This window comes from Brevundimonas sp. ABV4_179 (assembly GCF_056311945.1).
In genome coordinates, this window is the sequence record NZ_CM149976.1 from 3,340,309 (window position 1) to 3,357,140 (window position 16,832).

Sequence of the window (16,832 nt, forward strand, 5' to 3'; positions counted from 1 at the left end):
CGTCAGGGCCGGATCAGGGTGACGGTGTCGCCCGCCGGATCGACAGGGACCGGTGTGCCGGCCGGGGCGTTGCGGGGCAGGCCCCGCGCCTTGTTGGTCACATAGACGGCGTTGGTCGCCGGATCGATGGCGATGGTCTGGGGGAAGGTGCCGGTCTGGAGATTGGCCAGCACGGCGTAGTCACCGCCGCCCACCACCGTCACGGTGCCCGCCTGGCGGTTGGCGACATAGACCTGATCGTTGCGGGGATTGTAGGCGACGCTGAGCGCGCCCTCCCCCGTCGGAACCTTCTTGATCACGGCGCCGTCCGCGGCGTTCATGACGGTCAGATCGCCGGTGCCCTGGCTGGCGACGAACAGACGACCGCCCGCCGCGTCGAAGGCGACATTGGTCGGCTTTTCGCTGCCGGTCGGCCAAGTTCCGACCGACCGGCCCGTCGCCAGGTCGATGACGCCGACGTCGTTGGAGCTCATGCCCGTCACGAACAGGCGGTTGTTTTGCGAGTCCAGCGCCGCGCCCGTCAGTCCGCCGACCGGGGCTGCGATCTTGCGCTCGATGGCGTTGGTCGCGCCGTCGATCACCCAGATCTGGTTCGGGCGGCTGGCGTCGTTCGCTTCGCCGCCGACGATGGTGACATAGGCCTTGTTGCGCGTCTCATCGACGATGACCTCGCGGACGTGGGCGGACTCGTCGTCGCCGTCCTTGATGGTGGCGACCAGGCGGCCGGTTCGGACATCGACGACCCCGACCGAGCCGGAGCGCGTCGCCGTGCCGTAAAGCGTCTGGGTGCGGCTGTTGAAGCCCAGGCCGTAGAGCGGATTGGCCGAGACGTCGATGGACTGGCCCGGCGTCAGATCGGCGTTCAGGCGGGCGATGGCGCCGCGCGTCTCGCCGCGCGGACCGACGGCGGCGATCAGGATGTTGCTGTCGGTCGGGTTGAAGACGATCTCATATAGACCGCCCGGCTCGACCTTCACCGACTTGACGATGGCGGGCGCGCCGGCGCTGGCGGCGGGTGGGGTCGGGGCGGTCGTGTTGGCCAGCGCCGGAGCGGCGACGGTCGCCAGCAGGGCGGCGGCCGCAGCGGCGGCGAAACGAATGGAGGTCATCGGCATAGTCCTTCTTCGGTCTTCGGGGGGATAGGTCAGGCGGGCGTCAGGTCGGCCCAGTAGTCGCCGCGATAGGGCACGGCCAGAAACTGCTGATTGATCTGGTCCAGGGTGGCGCGCGGGTTGAGGTCGGCGAACAGTTCGGGCTGAATCCATTTGGCCAGGATCTCGGTGGCCACGATGTCGATGGGCGAGTTGATCAGTTGGTGCGACAGGCCGTGCGCCCGGCCCTGACGCACCGCCTTCAGCGTCGATATTCCGGGGCGGCCGGTCACGCGACGCAGGCCCGCCTGCGACTGTTCTGCGTTGAAGTCCGGCCCGACGACGAAGCCGCCGGCCTTGGCCAGGTGCGGGCCGCCGGTGGCGATGTAGACGTCGGGGTCGCGCTGGATCACATATTCCAGATTCAGCTTGCCCGTCGGCGCGGTCAGGACGTCGGCCCCGATGTTGCGCCCCCCGACGAAGGCGATGTAGTCGCCGACATTGCCCCGCCCCGGCGAGTTGCAGCAGTCGGGCGTGATCATGGCGTGCGGTTCCAGAAAGACCGTCGGCCGCTGGTCCATCGGCACGGTCGCCACCTTGGCCGAGATCGCATCCAGCCGAGCCTTCTTGAAGGCGTTGAAAGCGGCGGCCTGTTCGCCGCGCCCGATCAGGGCGCCCAACAGGGCCAGGCTGCGGGCCTGGTTCTCGAACGGGTGGTTGAAGAAGTCGATGAAGGCCGCCGGCACGCCCGCCGCCTGCAGCTGGCCCACCTGTTCGTCGCTTGGGCCGGAATCGATCGACACCACCGCCGTCGCCGGCTGCGCCGCCAGCACGGCCTCCAGATTGAACGGCTCGCCCGAGCGGGGAATCTTGGGCAGGGTCGCCAGGGCCGGGAACTTATCGACATAGGCCTTGTACATATCCGGGCTGATCCGGTTGACGTCGCCGCTCCAGGCCGCCAGCAGAGACACGGGATCGGGATGGATCAGCGCCAGGGCGATCAGATAGCGGCCGTCGTCGATGCTGATCTTCTGGCCCGGCGTCAGGGGGCGGACCGGCCGGTCGCGCAGGTCCTTCAGCCCGGATGTCGTCGCCGCCGTCTCGCGCGAACCGCAGGCCGCAAGCAGGGATAAGCCGCCCAGCGCCAGCAGGGCCGAACGGCGAGACGGAATGCAAGGCGTCGGGTCGGTCATCACAGGGGCTCTCCGGGCGCCGGGGCGACGCCGGCCAGGGACAGAAGGGTCGGGATCAACGAGGCGGCCAGCATTCCGCCGTGGCCCTGGCCCGGCAACTCGCCGAACCGAACATCGACCCCCGCCCCCGCCAGTTGGGCCGCCAGGTCATGCGTCGCGCCTGCGGGAACCGAGGTCCACATCGGATGGGTGTGCGGTCGCGAGCCGCGTCCCCGCACCTCGTCCTCGCCCACCAGCAGGGTCAGGACCAGGTCGGGCCGCAAAGACCGCGCCAGGAAGGGCGGGGCGTCGTTCAACACCGCGCCATAGCCCCACCACAAGGACGGGCTGGCCGCGACGAATGTATGATAGGCGTCCGGCCGCGTCAGGGCCGCATGCAGCACGCACAGCCCGCCGTAGGAATGGCCCCAGATCAGGCTGCGCGCCGGATCGACCGCGACACGACGGGCCACCTCCGGCGCGATCCGATCCTTCAACAGGGTCAGGAAGGCGTCGGCCCCGCCGCCCGGCCGCCCCGCCGGATCGACCGCCGGGCCGTCAGAGAGCGGGGGCGTATAGTCAAAGGCGCGCGCCAGGACGTCGAACTGGCGATCGCCCTCATAGCCGATGGTGACGATGACAGGCGGATCGCCGGCGTCCAGCCGCGCCAGCAGCCCCTCGTCGATTTGGGCCAGGGCGGCGTCGCCGTCCAACAGCCAGGCGACCGGATAGCCGCCGGGGGGCGCTGTCTTTTTCGGCGTGGCGATCCAGACGCGATAGACCCGCGCCCCGTCCTCGGACGTCACCGACAGCCTTTCGAACCCATAGTAGGCCGAGCCGACATCGGCGATGGTCCGGTCCACGCGCGCCGCCGCGGCCGGCTGGGCTCGAGCGGGCGCGGCCGCCAGGACCGCAAGACCGCAGACGGCGATGAGCAGGGCGCGGCGCATCAGAAGCTGTAGTTCACGCCGATCCAGCCGCGACGCCCGTCGCCCTGGAAGTCGTAGTCGGCGACATTGATCGCCTCGTCGCCCAGATTATAGACGCCCGCCTTCAGGCTGACGGCCGGGGTCACGCGCCAGTTCGCCCCGACGTCGACGGTGGTGTAGCTGGGATAGCGACGGCCGACCTGGGTCGCGCCGTTCAGGATGGGCTGACCGTTCGCCCCCACGCGGAGGCCGGCGTTCAGCTCCGCGCCATGATAGTTGACCGCGCCCCACAGGTTCAGCCGCTCATTGGCGTCATAGTCGGCGCGGATATTGGCCATATGCTCGGGCGTGCGCGACAGCGGCAGACCCTGGTAGGTCCCCGAATTCTGCTCGGAGTCGGTATAGGTATAGCCCGCCTTCAGACCCAGCCGGTCGATGGGCCGCCAGCGCCCCGACAGCTCCACGCCCTGCAGATCGGCGTCCTGAAGATTGTACCAGTAGTAGAGGCGATAGTTCGGGTTCTCGCTCCAACGGGCGATGGTCCCATTGGCGTTATAGACTAGGGCGCTGTCGATCTTGTCCTTGAAGGCGGTGCGGAACACCGTCGCGCTGGCCGACAGTGTGGTGGACGGGCTCCACAGCACGCTGATCTCATAGTTGGTGCTGGTCTCGGGCTCGATGTTCGGATCGCCCAGGATGACGCCGCACGTCCCGTTCGGACCAACCGAACAGCTGGCCCCGCCCGTGGTGTAGGCATAGCCGGTCGCCACCTGGCGCAGTTCGGGCGCGCGGAAGCCGGTGGAGACGCCGCCCTTGATCGTCCAGGCCTCGGCCGGGGTCCAGACCCCATACAGACGCGGGCTCCAGTGGGAGCCATAGCGTTCGTGGTCGTCGAAGCGCAGGCCAACGGTCAGGGCCAGTCGGTCGTTCAACCGCCATTCGTCCTCGACGAACAGAGCGCGCTGCCACACGGTGAAGGTTCCCGGCTGGGTCGCGCTGACGCCGGGGTTCAGATCGACCAGCTTGTTCTCGATAGACTGACCGCCCACGACCAGTTGGTGGTCGCCCAGACGGGTCCCCTCCAGCGGGATGTTTAACAGGGCGTCATAGACGGTGTTGGTCAGTTCGGGCGCGCGCGCGTCCTGGGTGAACGAACCGCTGCGTTGGGTGAATGTCTTTCGCTGGGTCTGTTCGCGCAGCATAGACAGGGCGCTGGTTCCCCAGTCCCACCGGCCGTTCCACCCCAGCGACGCGGCCGTCCGCTCATTGGTGTTGTAGTTGGACGCGGCCGTGGCCGCCAGGGTCGCGCCGGCCGTGTTCTCGCGCCGGACATCGGTGCGATCCACCTGAAGCAGCACCTCATGATCCGCATTCGGCGTCCAGGCCAGGCGGCCGGTCAGGTTCCAGTCCTCCCCGCCGTTGACGCCGCCCAGGATGCGATCCTCGTCGCGCCTATAGGTGCGGCCCCATATCTGCGCGCCCAGCACGCCGTCCACCAGCGGCCCGGCCAGATAGCCCTGCGCCTGACGCCAATCGCCCGAAGCGCCCTTCTCCTGGGCCACATAGTCGCCGCCGATGGAGCCGCCCCAGCGCTCGGGCACCTTCTTGGTGATGATGTTGATCACGCCGCCGAGGGCGTCGGATCCATACAGCGACGACATCGGACCGCGCACCACTTCGATCCGCTCGATGGCGCCCGATGGCGGGGTGAAGCTCTGTTCGAAGCCGGCGTTGCCGTTGACCCGGCTGTCGCGCGTGGACTGGCGCTTGCCGTCCACCAGGACCAAGGTGTAGCTGCCGGGCAGGCCCCGAATGAAGACGTCCTGATTGTTCGACCCGCCGCTGATCGACACGCCCTCCACGTCCCGCAGCGCATCGGTCAGGTCCGCGTTCGGTCGATTGGCCAAGGTCTCCGCCGTCACCACTGAAATCGAGGCCGGCGCCTCCACCACCCGCTGCGCCCGCGTCGAGGCCGTGACCACCACATCCTCAAGCGCCGCAGGCTGCTGCGCCTGGGCAAGGGCCGAAACGGGCGCAAAGGCGAAAACGGTGGCGAGCAATAGGCGACGGCGCATAACGAATCCTCAAATCCGCCTCGCTGGTAATGCGAATAGTTATCAAATGCAAGAAAGAGGGATGTATGCTGCTCAGTTCAACGCATCGGCGCTGGCGTCGCCCAGGTCGTTGCCGCCGTCGACGTTCAGGATGGTTCCCGTCACGTAAGCGGCCGCTTCGCTAGCCAGATAGAGGGCCGCCTGGGCGATGTCCTGCCGAGTTCCGTAATCGCGCAGGGCCAGACGCGCCTTCAAGGCGGCCTCCGACGCCGGATCGGCGGTCAGACGGGCCATGCCTTCGGTATCCTTGATGGGTCCGGGCGAAATGGCGTTGACCCGCACGCCGGCCGGTCCCCATTCCAGCGCCAGGCATTTGACCACCATGTTGACGCCGGCCTTGGCCGCGCAGGCATGCACCTGGAAGGGCATCGGATTGACGGCCTGGCCCGCAGTGATGGCGATCAGGGCCGCGCCCGGCTTCCGCAGATGGGCGAAGGCCGCGTGGAAGACGTTGAAGGTGCCCAGGAGGTCGATGTCGACCACCGTCTTGAACCCATTGGCCGACAGCTTGGCCGCCGGCGCCAGGAAGTTCCCGGCGGCGCCGGACACCAGGACGTCGATGGGGCCATGGGTTTCGGCGACCTCGGCGTAGATCGCCTCCAGCCGCTGATGGTCGCGGACATCCCCGGCATAGGCCGTCGCGTCGACGCCAAGCGCGCGCAGACCTTCGGCCGCCGCCTCGATCCGTTCGGGATTGCGGCTGAGGATGACCACCCGCGCCCCGGCCCGGCCATAGGCCTCGGCGATGGCCAGGTTGATCCCCCCGGAGGCGCCGGCGATGAAGGCGACCTTGTTCTCGAACGACGGCTTCATGTCGCGTCTCCTGGCGCTGGGCCGCGCATCATGGCGGCGATGTCTGGATGCTCCTTGATCCTGGCGGTCATTCTCTCAAGGAACAGCAAGGCGACCTTGGGCGGGCGAGAGAAGATTTCGAAGACCGAGATCAGGCCCTGATCGTTCAGCCGCACCCAGTCGACGCCCGACATGGTCTGCCCCTCCACCTCGGCTTCGAAGCGCAGGATCAGGATGTCGCCGTCCGCCACGACATCGGTGTAGCTCAGGCGATCGAACGACGCGGCCGCGAACCCGAGAAGCGGGGCCACAAGCCCCCTGCCCCTCCAGGATTTTCCATAGGTCGGGGGACGCAACTCCACGTCCTCGGCCAACAGACTGTCCAGCGCCCCCGTCGCCTTGTCCTGAAACGCCGCGATGATGCGGGCGCTGATCGCGTCTGTCGGCATGGTTTCCGGCCTCGTGCTGCGCGCTCCGCGGACGGGGCAGACGGCTATTTCGCGCCCATGCGGATGGCGCCGTCCAGACGGATCACTTCGCCGTTCAGCATGGGGTTGGCCACGATCGACGACACCAGATGGGCGAACTCTTCCGGCTGTCCCAGACGGCTGGGGAAGGGGACCTGCTTGCCCAGCGAATCCTGCGCCTCCTTTGGCAGGCTTTCCAGCAGGGGCGTCCAGAAGATGCCTGGGGCGATGGTCATCACGCGAATGCCGTAACGGGCGAACTCGCGCGCGACCGGCAGGGCCATGCCGACGATGCCCGCCTTGGACGCCGCATAGGCCGCCTGGCCGATCTGACCGTCGAAAGCGGCGACGCTGGCGGTGTTGATGACCACGCCGCGCTCCTCGCCCACCGGATCGGCGTCATGCAGACGGGCGGCGAACTTGGACATCACATTGAAGGTGCCGATCAGATTGATGGCGATGATCTTCTGAAACAGTTCCAGGGCCAGGGGCTGGCCATCCTTGCCGATCACCTTGTTGGGCGGGCCGATGCCGGCGCAGTTGACCAGGATGCGCGCCTTGCCATGCAGACCCTCCGCCTCTTCCAGGGCGCCGGCGACCGCCTCGGCGTCGGTGACGTTCACCTGAAGAAAGGCGCCGCCGATGCTGTCGGCCAGGGCCCGGCCGGCTTCGGCGTTCAGATCGAAGATCGTCACCTTGGCGCCGCCCTCGGCGAGGGCTCGCGCCGTCGCGGCGCCCAGGCCGGATGCGCCGCCGGTGACGATGGCCGGGATGGCTTCGGTGATCATGGTGTTCTCCAGCTGGAATGCGAACGGGGACGACGCCCGATGGCGGGAATCGAAGGGAAGTCTGGCGACGCGGCGCAGCCGCCTCGTTCGGGCGCGACTAGACCGAGGCGGGCGCCGCCTCGCGTTCGGCGGCCTCGATCAGGACGCCGCGCACGACCTTGCCGGTCGGGGTGCGCGGCAGCTGGTCCAGGATCATCAGCTGGCGGGGATGCTTGTATCGGGCGATCCGGCTTTCCAGGAAGGTGCGGACAGTCGCCAGGTCCACGGTCGCGGGGTTCACCCCGGGACGCAGAACGGCCGCCGCCGCGATCCGGCTGCCCCAGCGGGCGTCGGGCACGCCGAACACGGCCGTCTCCTGAATGTCCGGGTGCTCCAGAAGCGCCGCCTCGACCTCGGACGGATAGACGTTCTCGCCGCCGCTGATCATCATGTCGCGGGTGCGGTCGACCACGGTGACCAGGCCCGTCTCGTCCACGAAGCCGGCGTCGCCGGTCATGTACCAGCCGTCGCGGAGAACCTTGGCCGTCTCGGCGGGGCGACGCCAATAGCCGCCCATGATGGAGGCGCCGCGAAGGGCGATTTCGCCCACCTCGCCCGTGGCGGCTTCCTCGCCACGCTCGTTGAACACCTTCAGCTCCAGGCCCTTCTGCACGCGCCCGGCAGCCCGAAGGGGCGGGTTTTCGCCCAGATGATCGTCCGGCGACAGGCTGACGGCCGCCGCCGTGGTCTCGGTCGCCGCATAGACCTGGGTGAACTGGCAGCTGAACACCGTCATGCCGCGCTGAAGGGTGGCCAAGGATATCCCCGATCCGCCATAGATGATCGACTGCAGCCGCGCGTGGTCCAGCGCCCGCACCCGCTCGTCGCGGCTCAGCATGTCGATCAGGGTCGGCACCAGAGGCATGCGCGTCACCCCGCCCTGGTCCAGCGCCTTGAGCGCGCCGTCCGGCGAGAACTCGCGCAGCAGATAGACGGCCCCGCCCTGCAGCAGGGTGAACAGGGTGAAGTTTGCGCCGATGGCGTGGAAGATCGGAAGAGCGATCAGGCAGACGTCGCCCGGCGCCCACTGGCCGATGCCGCTGTCGGCCCAGGCGCGGTAAGCCGCCATATGGTTCAGGTGCGTCTGGGGCACGCCCTTGGGCACCCCGGTCGTGCCGCTGGTGTAGAGTTGCAGGAAGGGCGCGGCGGCGTCGCCGACCGGGGCGATCTCGGCGGCGTCCTGGGCGGCCGAACGCAGGGACGGCAGCACGCCATCGGCGCCCTCGCCCGCGACCCAACCCTTTCGGCCGCCTTCCGCCAGCGGCGCGGCGAACTCTTCCGACACGACGACCAGGCGCGGCTCGCTGTCATCGAGAATGGCCTCGACCTCACGGAGGGCCAGTCGCCAGTTCACCACGACCAGAACCGCCCCGATGCGCGCCGCGGCCAGCACCAGCGCCACATAGTCGACGTGGTTTTTGCCCCACCAGACGATCCGGTCGCCCGGCTTGACGTCCTGGCTCAGCAGGAAGGCCGCCAGCCGATCCCGCTGCTGTGCCAGATCCGAAAAACTATGGACCTCGTCCTCGAACAGGACCGCAGGGCTTTGCGGGTTGGCCTGAACCTGGGCGGCGAAGGCCGCATCGATCGTGTCGAATTGCTCGAAGGGCGAGAGCGCCATTCACTTGTCCTCCACATCGGCGGCGTTCGGGCCGGAGATCGGCCCGCCGCTGCCTGTCGTTGAACCCGAACCTTTGCCGATCGGATGGGGCCGCACCCCATACCAAGGTCGGGGTCGCGCGGCGGGCCGCCTGCGTCAGATCGCCCGCCGCGCGCCTTTGTGACGGCTAGAGCGCCTCGATGATGGTCGCGTTGGAGACGCCGCCCGCCTCGCACATCGTCAGCAGGCCATAGCGTTTGCCCCGCGCCCTGAGGGCATGGACCAGGGTTGCGGTCAGCTTGGCGCCCGAGGCGCCCAGCGGGTGGCCCAGGGCGATGGCGCCGCCGTTGACGTTCATCCGCTCCGGGTCCGCGCCCAGGGTGTTCGCCCAGGCGACCGGCACGCTGGCGAAGGCTTCGTTCACCTCGTAAAGGTCGATGTCGTCCAGCGAAAATCCGGTGCGCTCCAGCGCCCGGCGCGTGGCGAAGATCGGTTCTTCCAGCATGATCAACGGATCGCCCGCCGTGACGGTCATGTTGTGGATGCGCGCGATCGGCGTCAGGCCGTGGGTCTTGAGCGCGCGTTCGCTGACCACCAGGACGGCGGCGGCGCCGTCGCAGATCTGGCTGGCGTTCGCGGCCGAGATCACGCCGCCGTCCTGCAGCAGCTTGACCGAGCCGATCGACTCCAGGGTGGCGTCGTAGCGGATGCCTTCATCCCGGCGGTGGACCTGCGGCCCTTCGGGCGTTTCGACGGTCAGTTCGACGATCTCCTTGTCGAAGGCGCCCGCCTCGGTGGCCTCAATGGCGCGACGGTGGCTTTCCAGGGCGAAGCGATCCAGGGTGTCGCGGTCCAGTCCGTGCTTCTTGGCCAGCATTTCCGCGCCCAGGAACTGGCTGAAGTTCTGAACGCCCCATTCGGCCTTCAGCTTTGCGCTCAAAGGCCCTTCACCGATCCCGGCCTTCTCGTGCAGGGTGAAGTTGGAGAACATCGGCACGCGCGTCATGCTTTCGGAACCGGCGGCGATGACCACGTCCTGGACGCCCGACATCACCGCCTGGGCCGCGAAGGACACCGCCTGCTGCGACGAGCCGCACTGACGGTCGATGGTCACGGCGGGCGTCGAATTGGCCAGGCGCGAGGACAGGACGGCGTTACGGCCGAAGGCGAAGGCCTGTTCGCCGACCTGCATCACACAGCCCATGATGACGTCATCCACCCCTGCCGGGTCCAGCCCGCTGCGGTCGACGACCGCATTCAGAACCTCCGCGCCCAGATCAACGGGGTGCCAGCCCGCAAGCCGTCCCGCGCGCTTGCCGCCTGCGGTGCGAACCGCCTCAACGATGTAGGCCTCAGCCATGATCCGATCCTTCCGGTGTTGCGAGGGTCAGCCCGGACGCCTCTCTGAACCAGAGGCCTAGGACCGGGCGACGCACCGCGCCCCCGACGAAAGTATGGCGGGCGCCGACCGGGATTCGACGGGGATCGGGCGGGGTCAGATCAGGTGAAGGTCGCGCGCCAGCCGCACTGCGCTGGCCCGATTGCGGACCTCGATCTTGGAGAACAGGTTATGCAGGTGCCATTTGACGGTCGGCACCGCGATGCCCAGACGCACGCCGATCTCCTGATTGCTCAGGCCGCCGTCCAGAAACTCCAGCATTTCGCGCTCGCGCTCGGTGATCTGGAACCCGGCGTCGTGCGCCTCGGCCGTCTGAACCAGGCGCGCCTCGGCCCGGACCTCCAGCCCCAGCAGGTCGCAGAATCGCCGCCACGCGCGGGGATCATTGCCCAGAGGCGTGCGTTCTCCGGCTTCGGCCAACTGTTTGAACATCGGCTCGATGAAGCGGCGTTCGCGCAGGAACGGTCGGTACAGCCCGTCGCGCACGGCCGTCTCGGCGCATTGGATCACCAGCCTGAGCGCGGTGGCCTGTTTGCCCATCCGGTACAGGGCCGATGCGCGCAGCAGGGTCAGTTGCATGTCCGCCAGCCCCCTGCCCTTGCGCTGGGCGTCGGTGATCCCCGGCACCAGCAGGTTCAGCGCCTGCTCCAGATTGCCGCGGCGGATCTGAAGGCGGGCCTGGATGCCGATATTCAGGTCGCGCAACTGCCAGCCATGCGCCAGGAAATGCGGGTCGGCGCTCTTGGCCGCGTCCATGCGGGCATCGAACACCGCCACCGCGTCTTCCAACACCGCCAAGTCCACGTCCTTCTGGGTCACCGCCTCCAGCCTGTAGGCCTCGCGGATCAGATTGATCGCCGGAGATCGCAGATGGTTCTCCAGCCGGCGCTCTTTCCAGTTCAGGCCCAGGGCGCGCGCGACGGAGGCCGCGCAGACGACGATCAGGGGCAGGCCGTGTTCGTCATCGGACTGTTCCGCCTTCTCCAGGTCCGAAATCGCGCCCTCGTCGTCGCAGGCGTACCACTCGACCGATGCGGCGACCAGGCGGGCGACGCGGGCGATGGGGGCGTGCGGCCCCATCAGGGCCTCGACGGTTCGGATCGCCTCCCGGGCCTTCAGCCCGCCCTCGTTGACCTTGCCCTTCAGCAAACTGGTGAAGGCCGTCAGCGCCAGGACCCAGACGCGGCCATAGGAGAAGTCGGTCTTGTCGATGGCGAAGCGGGCGCGGTGCATCGACTGCTGCGCGCTGTCGAACGACCCCTGAGCCAGTTCGGCGACGGCGGCGGCGCAGTACATGACGCATTGGTTGAACGCCGAACCGGGCGCGCCATCGGCCAACCAGCGGTCCACCGTCCGCCGCAGAGTCGGCTGATCGTCGCTGAAGGCCGACAGGGTGGCGGCGATCACCGGATGGGCCGCGTCGTCCAATCGGTTCTGCACCGCCAGGGCGTCGCGCCAGCGCCCGCTGAACACCAGGCTCCACAGCCACCAGTGCTTGACGCCGTCGCTGAGCTCGGTCCCCCGCTCGACCAGGGTGTCGATCCACTGGGTGAACAGGAACACCTTGCCGTCCAGCGCCAGACGGCTGTCGCCATAATCCTCGATCATGGCCAGGACATCGTCGCCCCCGGCCTTCAGGGCGTAGCCGATGGCCTGTTCGTGCTCGCCCCGCTTCAGATGCCAGGCGCTGGCGCGCGCATAGACGTCGCGGGCCGCTTCGTCGGCGCCGGCCTGTCGCTGCGACAACAGGAAGTCGCGAAATAGCGAGTGAAACCGATAGCGGCCTGAACCTTCGACCGTCTCGGTGATGAAATAGTCGTCCTTGGGCAGGTCCTGGAACCGCTGCTGCGTCTCCTGGCGCCCGAATACGTCGTCGATCATCTCCGCCGTCATCTCCTCCAACAGGGCGATGTCGCGAAGAAACGCCTGACGCGGCGTCGGCAGGTGATTGAAGAAGGCCTTGCTGAGATAACGGGCCACATCGGATTTCGGCCCCGACAGGTCCATGCCCCGCGCGGCGGCGCCGTCCGTCTGATCCAGGGCCAGGCGCAGAAGCTGGACCGCCGCCGGCCAGCCTTCGGTCATCTCGACCAGGCCGAAGAGGGACAGGGACAGGTCGCGCCCGCCATCCGGCGCCAGAATCTGGGCCGCCTCGTCGTTGGTGAAGGCCAGGTCGCGCGCGCCCAGTCCGGTGAAGGCGCCCGCCATGCGCCAAGTCTCGAACATGAACTCCGGCACGCCGCGCGACGAAACGACGAAATTGACCAGCTCATCCGTCTCGATCAGCAGTTGGTCGAAGAACCGGTTGGTCGAGGGCGCCTCGATGAAGTTCCAGTTGTCGATCAGGACCACGACCGGGGCGGCGGCGGGGCCGGCCTGCGGCCCCATGCCGACGGTGGCGCGATAGGCCAGGGAGGCGAAATCCTCGCCAGGCAGGGCCTCGAGCGAAAACAGGCGGGCCAACTGGGCGGTCAGCATCCGCGACAACCAGGCCGCGTCGCGATCGGCCTCGGTCACACTCAACCATAGGCAGGCGGAGCCCGCGTCGCCCAGCGCCCGAAACGCCTCGCTCATCAGCGTCGTCTTGCCATAACCCGACGGGGCGCAGATCAGGGTCAGGCGCTTGGTCAGGGCCGCCGTGCGCACCCGCTCGGTCAGCGTTGGGCGGGCGATCTGATTGGGATGGGCCCGGGGCGGACGGACATGGGCGGGCAAGGCGGCGCGTACATCAAGCGGATCCTGACGCCCGTTCAACTTGTCGGTCATGCAGCGCTCCCCCGCCGAATCTTCGTCCGCGTTTGTTGCGGGCGTTCGACCCCGTTTTTCCGGGATCGCCATTGCGCGTCATGCCAGCATCCGCCTCTCGTAAGGTCAAGAGACGCGGACGCCTGCGGGGCCGCTTGAGGGAGGCGCGGTTCGCGCGCCTCCCCCCGTCGTCACGCATCAGAACCGGTATCTGGCGTTCAGGCCGTAGGTGCGCCGTTCGCCGCGCACCAGGAAGTCCACGCCGATCGAGTTGCGAAGGTCCAACCCGTAGGAGAAATATTCCTCCTCGAAGATGTTCTTCACATAGGCGCCGATCGACAGCGGTCCGCGCTCATAGCTGGCCTGGAGGTTGGCGACCCAATAGCCGTCCTGCTGAAGATTGGCGTTGCCGTTCTTGTCGTTGAACGGCGAAAGCCAGGTGTGGCCGGTGTAGACCACGTTCGGCCGAACGATGAAGGCGCTTTCGCCATTGTCGAACAGACGGATTTCCGCATCGGCGTTCAGCGTCATCTCGGGCGCGTTCGAGAAGACGTTGCCGCTCAGATCCACGCCCGCCAGCACCAGCTTCTTGTACTCGCTGTCCAGGTAGCCGAAGCCCAGATTGAAGGTCAGGGCGTTGGTGGCGGCGAAGGTGGCGTCGAAATCCACGCCCAGCACCTGGCCTTCCGGCGCATTGCGCAGGAAGGGAACGATGCCGACGATCTCCTGCAACTGCTGATTCTTGTAGTCGTAGAAGAAGACCGCCCCGTTCATGCGCAGTCGCCGATCCAGGAAGCGGCTCTTCAGGCCGATCTCATAGGCCGTGACCTCTTCCGGCTCGACGAAGGTCAGTTGCGCCGGCGACGCATAGGCGGTGCCGTTGATGGCGCCGGAGCGATAGCCGCGGCTGTAGCTGACATAGGCCAACACGTCTTCGGCCACATCGTAATTGAGGATCAGTCGGCCCGTCACGCTGCTGGAGTTGGTCTCAAGCGACGGGCAGCCCGGCGTATCGGGGCATTTGGAGCCGGGCGGCGCCAGGAAGGGAATGAAGTTGAACTGCGGCACGCCGGCATAGTTGCGGGCGGTCGAGCTGACATCGGTCAGTTCCAGATCGTCGCGCGTATAACGCAGGCCCGCCGTCAGGGTCAGCCGGTCGGTGATGTCCCAGTTGCCGTCGCCATAAATGGCCGCCGACTTGCGCGTCTGGGTGAAGCGGTGATCCACGTTGAACCCGCTGAAGACGCCCGGCACGCCGCCGAACAGGCCCGGATAGGGCGGAGGGGCGAAGATGTTGGGCGGATCGAACGCCGGCAGGCCCGGCACCCCTTCCAGGAAGCCGAAGAAGTCGTAGGTGTTGAAGGTCTTGTTCTGATCCCAGCCGTAATAGGCGCCGATGATGCCGCGCACCGGGCGGCTGGGATCGGACGCAATACGGATGTCCTGGCTGAACTGTTCGTAGTCCGAATACCAGTTGATGTTGAACTCATCGACAGGACCGCCGTCGGCGTCCTGATCGACGCGCAGTTCACCCTTGTCGTAGGCGGTGATGGAGATCAGGTCCCAGGCGCCGAGCGCCAGCTTGCCGGTTACCGAAACGCCGCTGGCCTGAGCGCGATTATGACCGACATAGTTGGTCGCGGTCTCGTAGAAGCCCATGTCCTTGGGCCGCGAATAGCCGGTGATGGGGTTCACGCCGCCGGGACCCGAACCGATCACGAAGGGCGGCTCGCCGGTCGGATTGCTTTCGCCGGCATAGGCCCGCACCAGGAATGACAGGTCGTCCGTCGGCTTCCACAGCAGCGAACCGCGAATTGCGTAGTTGTCGATGGAGCGTTCGTCGGGATTTCCGGGGAAGAGGTTCTTCAACTGGCCGTCACCCTTTTCGACCGTTCCGGCGATACGGAAGGCTAGTCGGTCCTCGACCAGGGTCCCGCCCGCCGCGCCCGTCAGGGACCAGCGGTTGAAGTTGCCGTATCCGCCCTCGACGAAGCCGTTCAAAGGCGCGAATTCGGCCTTTCGGGTGATGATGTTGATGGCGCCGCCGACGGTATTGCGGCCGTAAAGCGTACCCTGCGGTCCCTTGACCACCTCGACCCGCTCCAGATCGAACAGGTTCATGCCCTGGGCGAACCGGGCGCTGAGATAGACCTCGTCCAGATAGACGCCGTTGGGCGACGCCTGGTTGGCGTTGAACTCATTGGCGACCGAAACGCCGCGCAGGCTGAAGTTCGGCTGGGTCTTGCCGTACGGCGAACTCACCTGAAGGTTCGGCACGATGGCCGAAAGCGAGGCGGTGTCGACGATCCCCTTGTTCTCCAGGGCCTCGCCGCCGATGGCGTTGATGGCCATGGGCACGTCCTGAAGGTTCTGGCTGCGACGGTTCGCCGTCACCACGATATCGTCGACCGTGGCCGCCTGCGGCTCGGCGGGCGGGGTCGGCGACGCCGTCTGGGCCATGGCCCCCCCGGCGCCGAATCCGCCCGCCAGGGCGACGCTCAACGCCAGAATCGAAGTCTTCGTTTTGGTCTTCATGGTTTCCCTCCATCGTCGCAATTATCGCGATCTTGAGAGGGTGGTACGCGGCCCGCCGAGGCCTGGCCCCATACTTAAGGTTTGGCCTCGGCGATATCTTTGAGCCGCGCCTGGGTTCCACTGGACATATCGAGAAAGCGATCAGCCAGAATCCGGTCGGAGGCCCAACCCTGGGCCGCCAGACTGTCGGCGCAACTGTCGACCATGATCGGCGGACCACAGAGATAGGCGTGCCCCGCCGCGCCGCCGAAACCCTTGAACTGCTCAAGCGCCGACGCGGCGAATCCACGCATCCCGCTCCAATCGCTATCCTCGGCCTCGGCCGACAGGATCGGCGCGAACCGCCAATTCGCAGGCCAGCGCTCCGCCAGGGCCTGGATCCGCTCCAGTCCGAACAGATCCGCCTGAGACCGCACCGCCAGGAAGAAATGCACATCGCGCGTCTGGCCGCTGTCGAGCGCGTGCTGCAGAACGGCCAGGATCGGAGCCAGGCCCGTTCCCCCCGCGACGCACAGCATCGGCGCTTCGTCTTCCGACAGGCCGAATCCGCCCAGCGGCCCCTCTACCGTCGCCTTCTCGCCCGTGAAGTCCCTGGCGAACAACGCCTCGGTGAACTGCCCCCCAGGCGCCAGGCGGATCATGAACTCCACCTCCTGCCCGACCTGCGGCCGGCACGGCGTGGCGAACGAGAAGGACCGCGCCACCGGCACGCCCTCCAGACCGACATGGGCGTACTGACCCGGCCGATAGGTCATCGGCTCATCCAGCACGATCCGCAGCCCCATGATGTCCGAGGTCAGGCGGGTCTGGCCCGCCACCCGGCCGGACACCTTGGCGAAGTCCGCCTGAGAGCCCAGATCGACCTCGATGGTGACGTCGGTTCGAACCGAGCTCTGACAGGCCAGGATATAGCCGGCCCGCAACTCTTCCCCCGTCAGGGGCGACAGGGCGAAGTCCGTCAGCTCGACGATCTTGCCCTCGGTCAGGCGGCATTTGCAGGCGCCGCAGGTGCCCACTGTGCAGTTATGCGGCAGAGGCACGCCGGCCAGCAGCGCCTCTTCCAGAAGAACCCCGCCTTTTCTGGCCGAAAACTGGCGGCCCGCCGGCGACACGGTGATCGTGCGCGGCGGCGCGGGGCGGAACAGATTGAACATCGTCGGC

12 protein-coding genes are annotated in these 16,832 nt (G+C 67.4%); all 12 read right to left on the reverse strand.

Translation table 11 applies throughout. From position 1 onward, the window contains the following. Positions 1–2 precede the first annotated feature (2 nt). Positions 3–1,109 carry a YncE family protein gene (locus ACYX4P_RS16430; protein ID WP_248118209.1) on the reverse strand — a complete coding sequence of 369 codons (1,107 nt, stop codon included), beginning with the start codon at positions 1,107–1,109 and terminating at the stop codon, positions 3–5. A gap of 35 nt (positions 1,110–1,144) precedes the next feature. Next, positions 1,145–2,284: an ABC transporter substrate-binding protein gene (locus tag ACYX4P_RS16435; RefSeq protein WP_248118211.1), complete on the reverse strand. Its 1,140-nt coding sequence runs from the start codon at positions 2,282–2,284 to the stop codon at positions 1,145–1,147. Next, complete coding sequence (locus ACYX4P_RS16440; protein WP_248118212.1) at positions 2,284–3,213, reverse strand: alpha/beta hydrolase; 930 nt, start codon at positions 3,211–3,213, stop codon at positions 2,284–2,286. The genes ACYX4P_RS16435 and ACYX4P_RS16440 overlap by 1 nt, the downstream gene beginning before the upstream one ends. Next, positions 3,213–5,267, reverse strand: coding sequence for a TonB-dependent receptor domain-containing protein (locus ACYX4P_RS16445; protein WP_292047347.1), 2,055 nt, complete (start codon positions 5,265–5,267; stop codon positions 3,213–3,215). The genes ACYX4P_RS16440 and ACYX4P_RS16445 overlap by 1 nt, the downstream gene beginning before the upstream one ends. Before the next feature lie 72 nt (positions 5,268–5,339). Further along, positions 5,340–6,119, reverse strand: coding sequence for an SDR family oxidoreductase (locus ACYX4P_RS16450; RefSeq protein WP_248118216.1), 780 nt, complete (start codon positions 6,117–6,119; stop codon positions 5,340–5,342). Continuing rightward, positions 6,116–6,547 (reverse strand): nuclear transport factor 2 family protein, encoded by a 432-nt coding sequence (locus tag ACYX4P_RS16455; protein ID WP_248118219.1) that lies wholly within the window; start codon positions 6,545–6,547, stop codon positions 6,116–6,118. Before ACYX4P_RS16455 ends, ACYX4P_RS16450 begins: the two co-directional genes overlap by 4 nt. A 44-nt stretch (positions 6,548–6,591) precedes the next feature. Then, positions 6,592–7,353, reverse strand: coding sequence for an SDR family NAD(P)-dependent oxidoreductase (locus ACYX4P_RS16460; protein WP_248118221.1), 762 nt, complete (start codon positions 7,351–7,353; stop codon positions 6,592–6,594). A 97-nt stretch (positions 7,354–7,450) separates the two neighbouring features. After that, positions 7,451–9,013, reverse strand: a complete 1,563-nt coding sequence (locus ACYX4P_RS16465) for a class I adenylate-forming enzyme family protein (protein WP_292047345.1) — start codon at positions 9,011–9,013, stop codon at positions 7,451–7,453. Positions 9,014–9,179: 166 nt separating this feature from the next. Continuing rightward, positions 9,180–10,352, reverse strand: coding sequence for an acetyl-CoA C-acetyltransferase (locus tag ACYX4P_RS16470; RefSeq protein WP_248118225.1), 1,173 nt, complete (start codon positions 10,350–10,352; stop codon positions 9,180–9,182). Positions 10,353–10,487: 135 nt separating this feature from the next. After that, positions 10,488–13,157: a winged helix-turn-helix domain-containing protein gene (locus tag ACYX4P_RS16475; RefSeq protein WP_248118227.1), complete on the reverse strand. Its 2,670-nt coding sequence runs from the start codon at positions 13,155–13,157 to the stop codon at positions 10,488–10,490. A 177-nt stretch (positions 13,158–13,334) separates the two neighbouring features. Continuing rightward, on the reverse strand, positions 13,335–15,671 hold the full coding sequence (locus ACYX4P_RS16480) for a TonB-dependent receptor (protein WP_248118229.1): 2,337 nt from the start codon (positions 15,669–15,671) through the stop codon (positions 13,335–13,337). A 74-nt stretch (positions 15,672–15,745) separates the two neighbouring features. Continuing rightward, entirely contained in the window at positions 15,746–16,825 is a 1,080-nt protein-coding gene (locus tag ACYX4P_RS16485) for a 2Fe-2S iron-sulfur cluster-binding protein (RefSeq protein WP_248118231.1), read from the reverse strand. Positions 16,826–16,832: the final 7 nt, after the last annotated feature.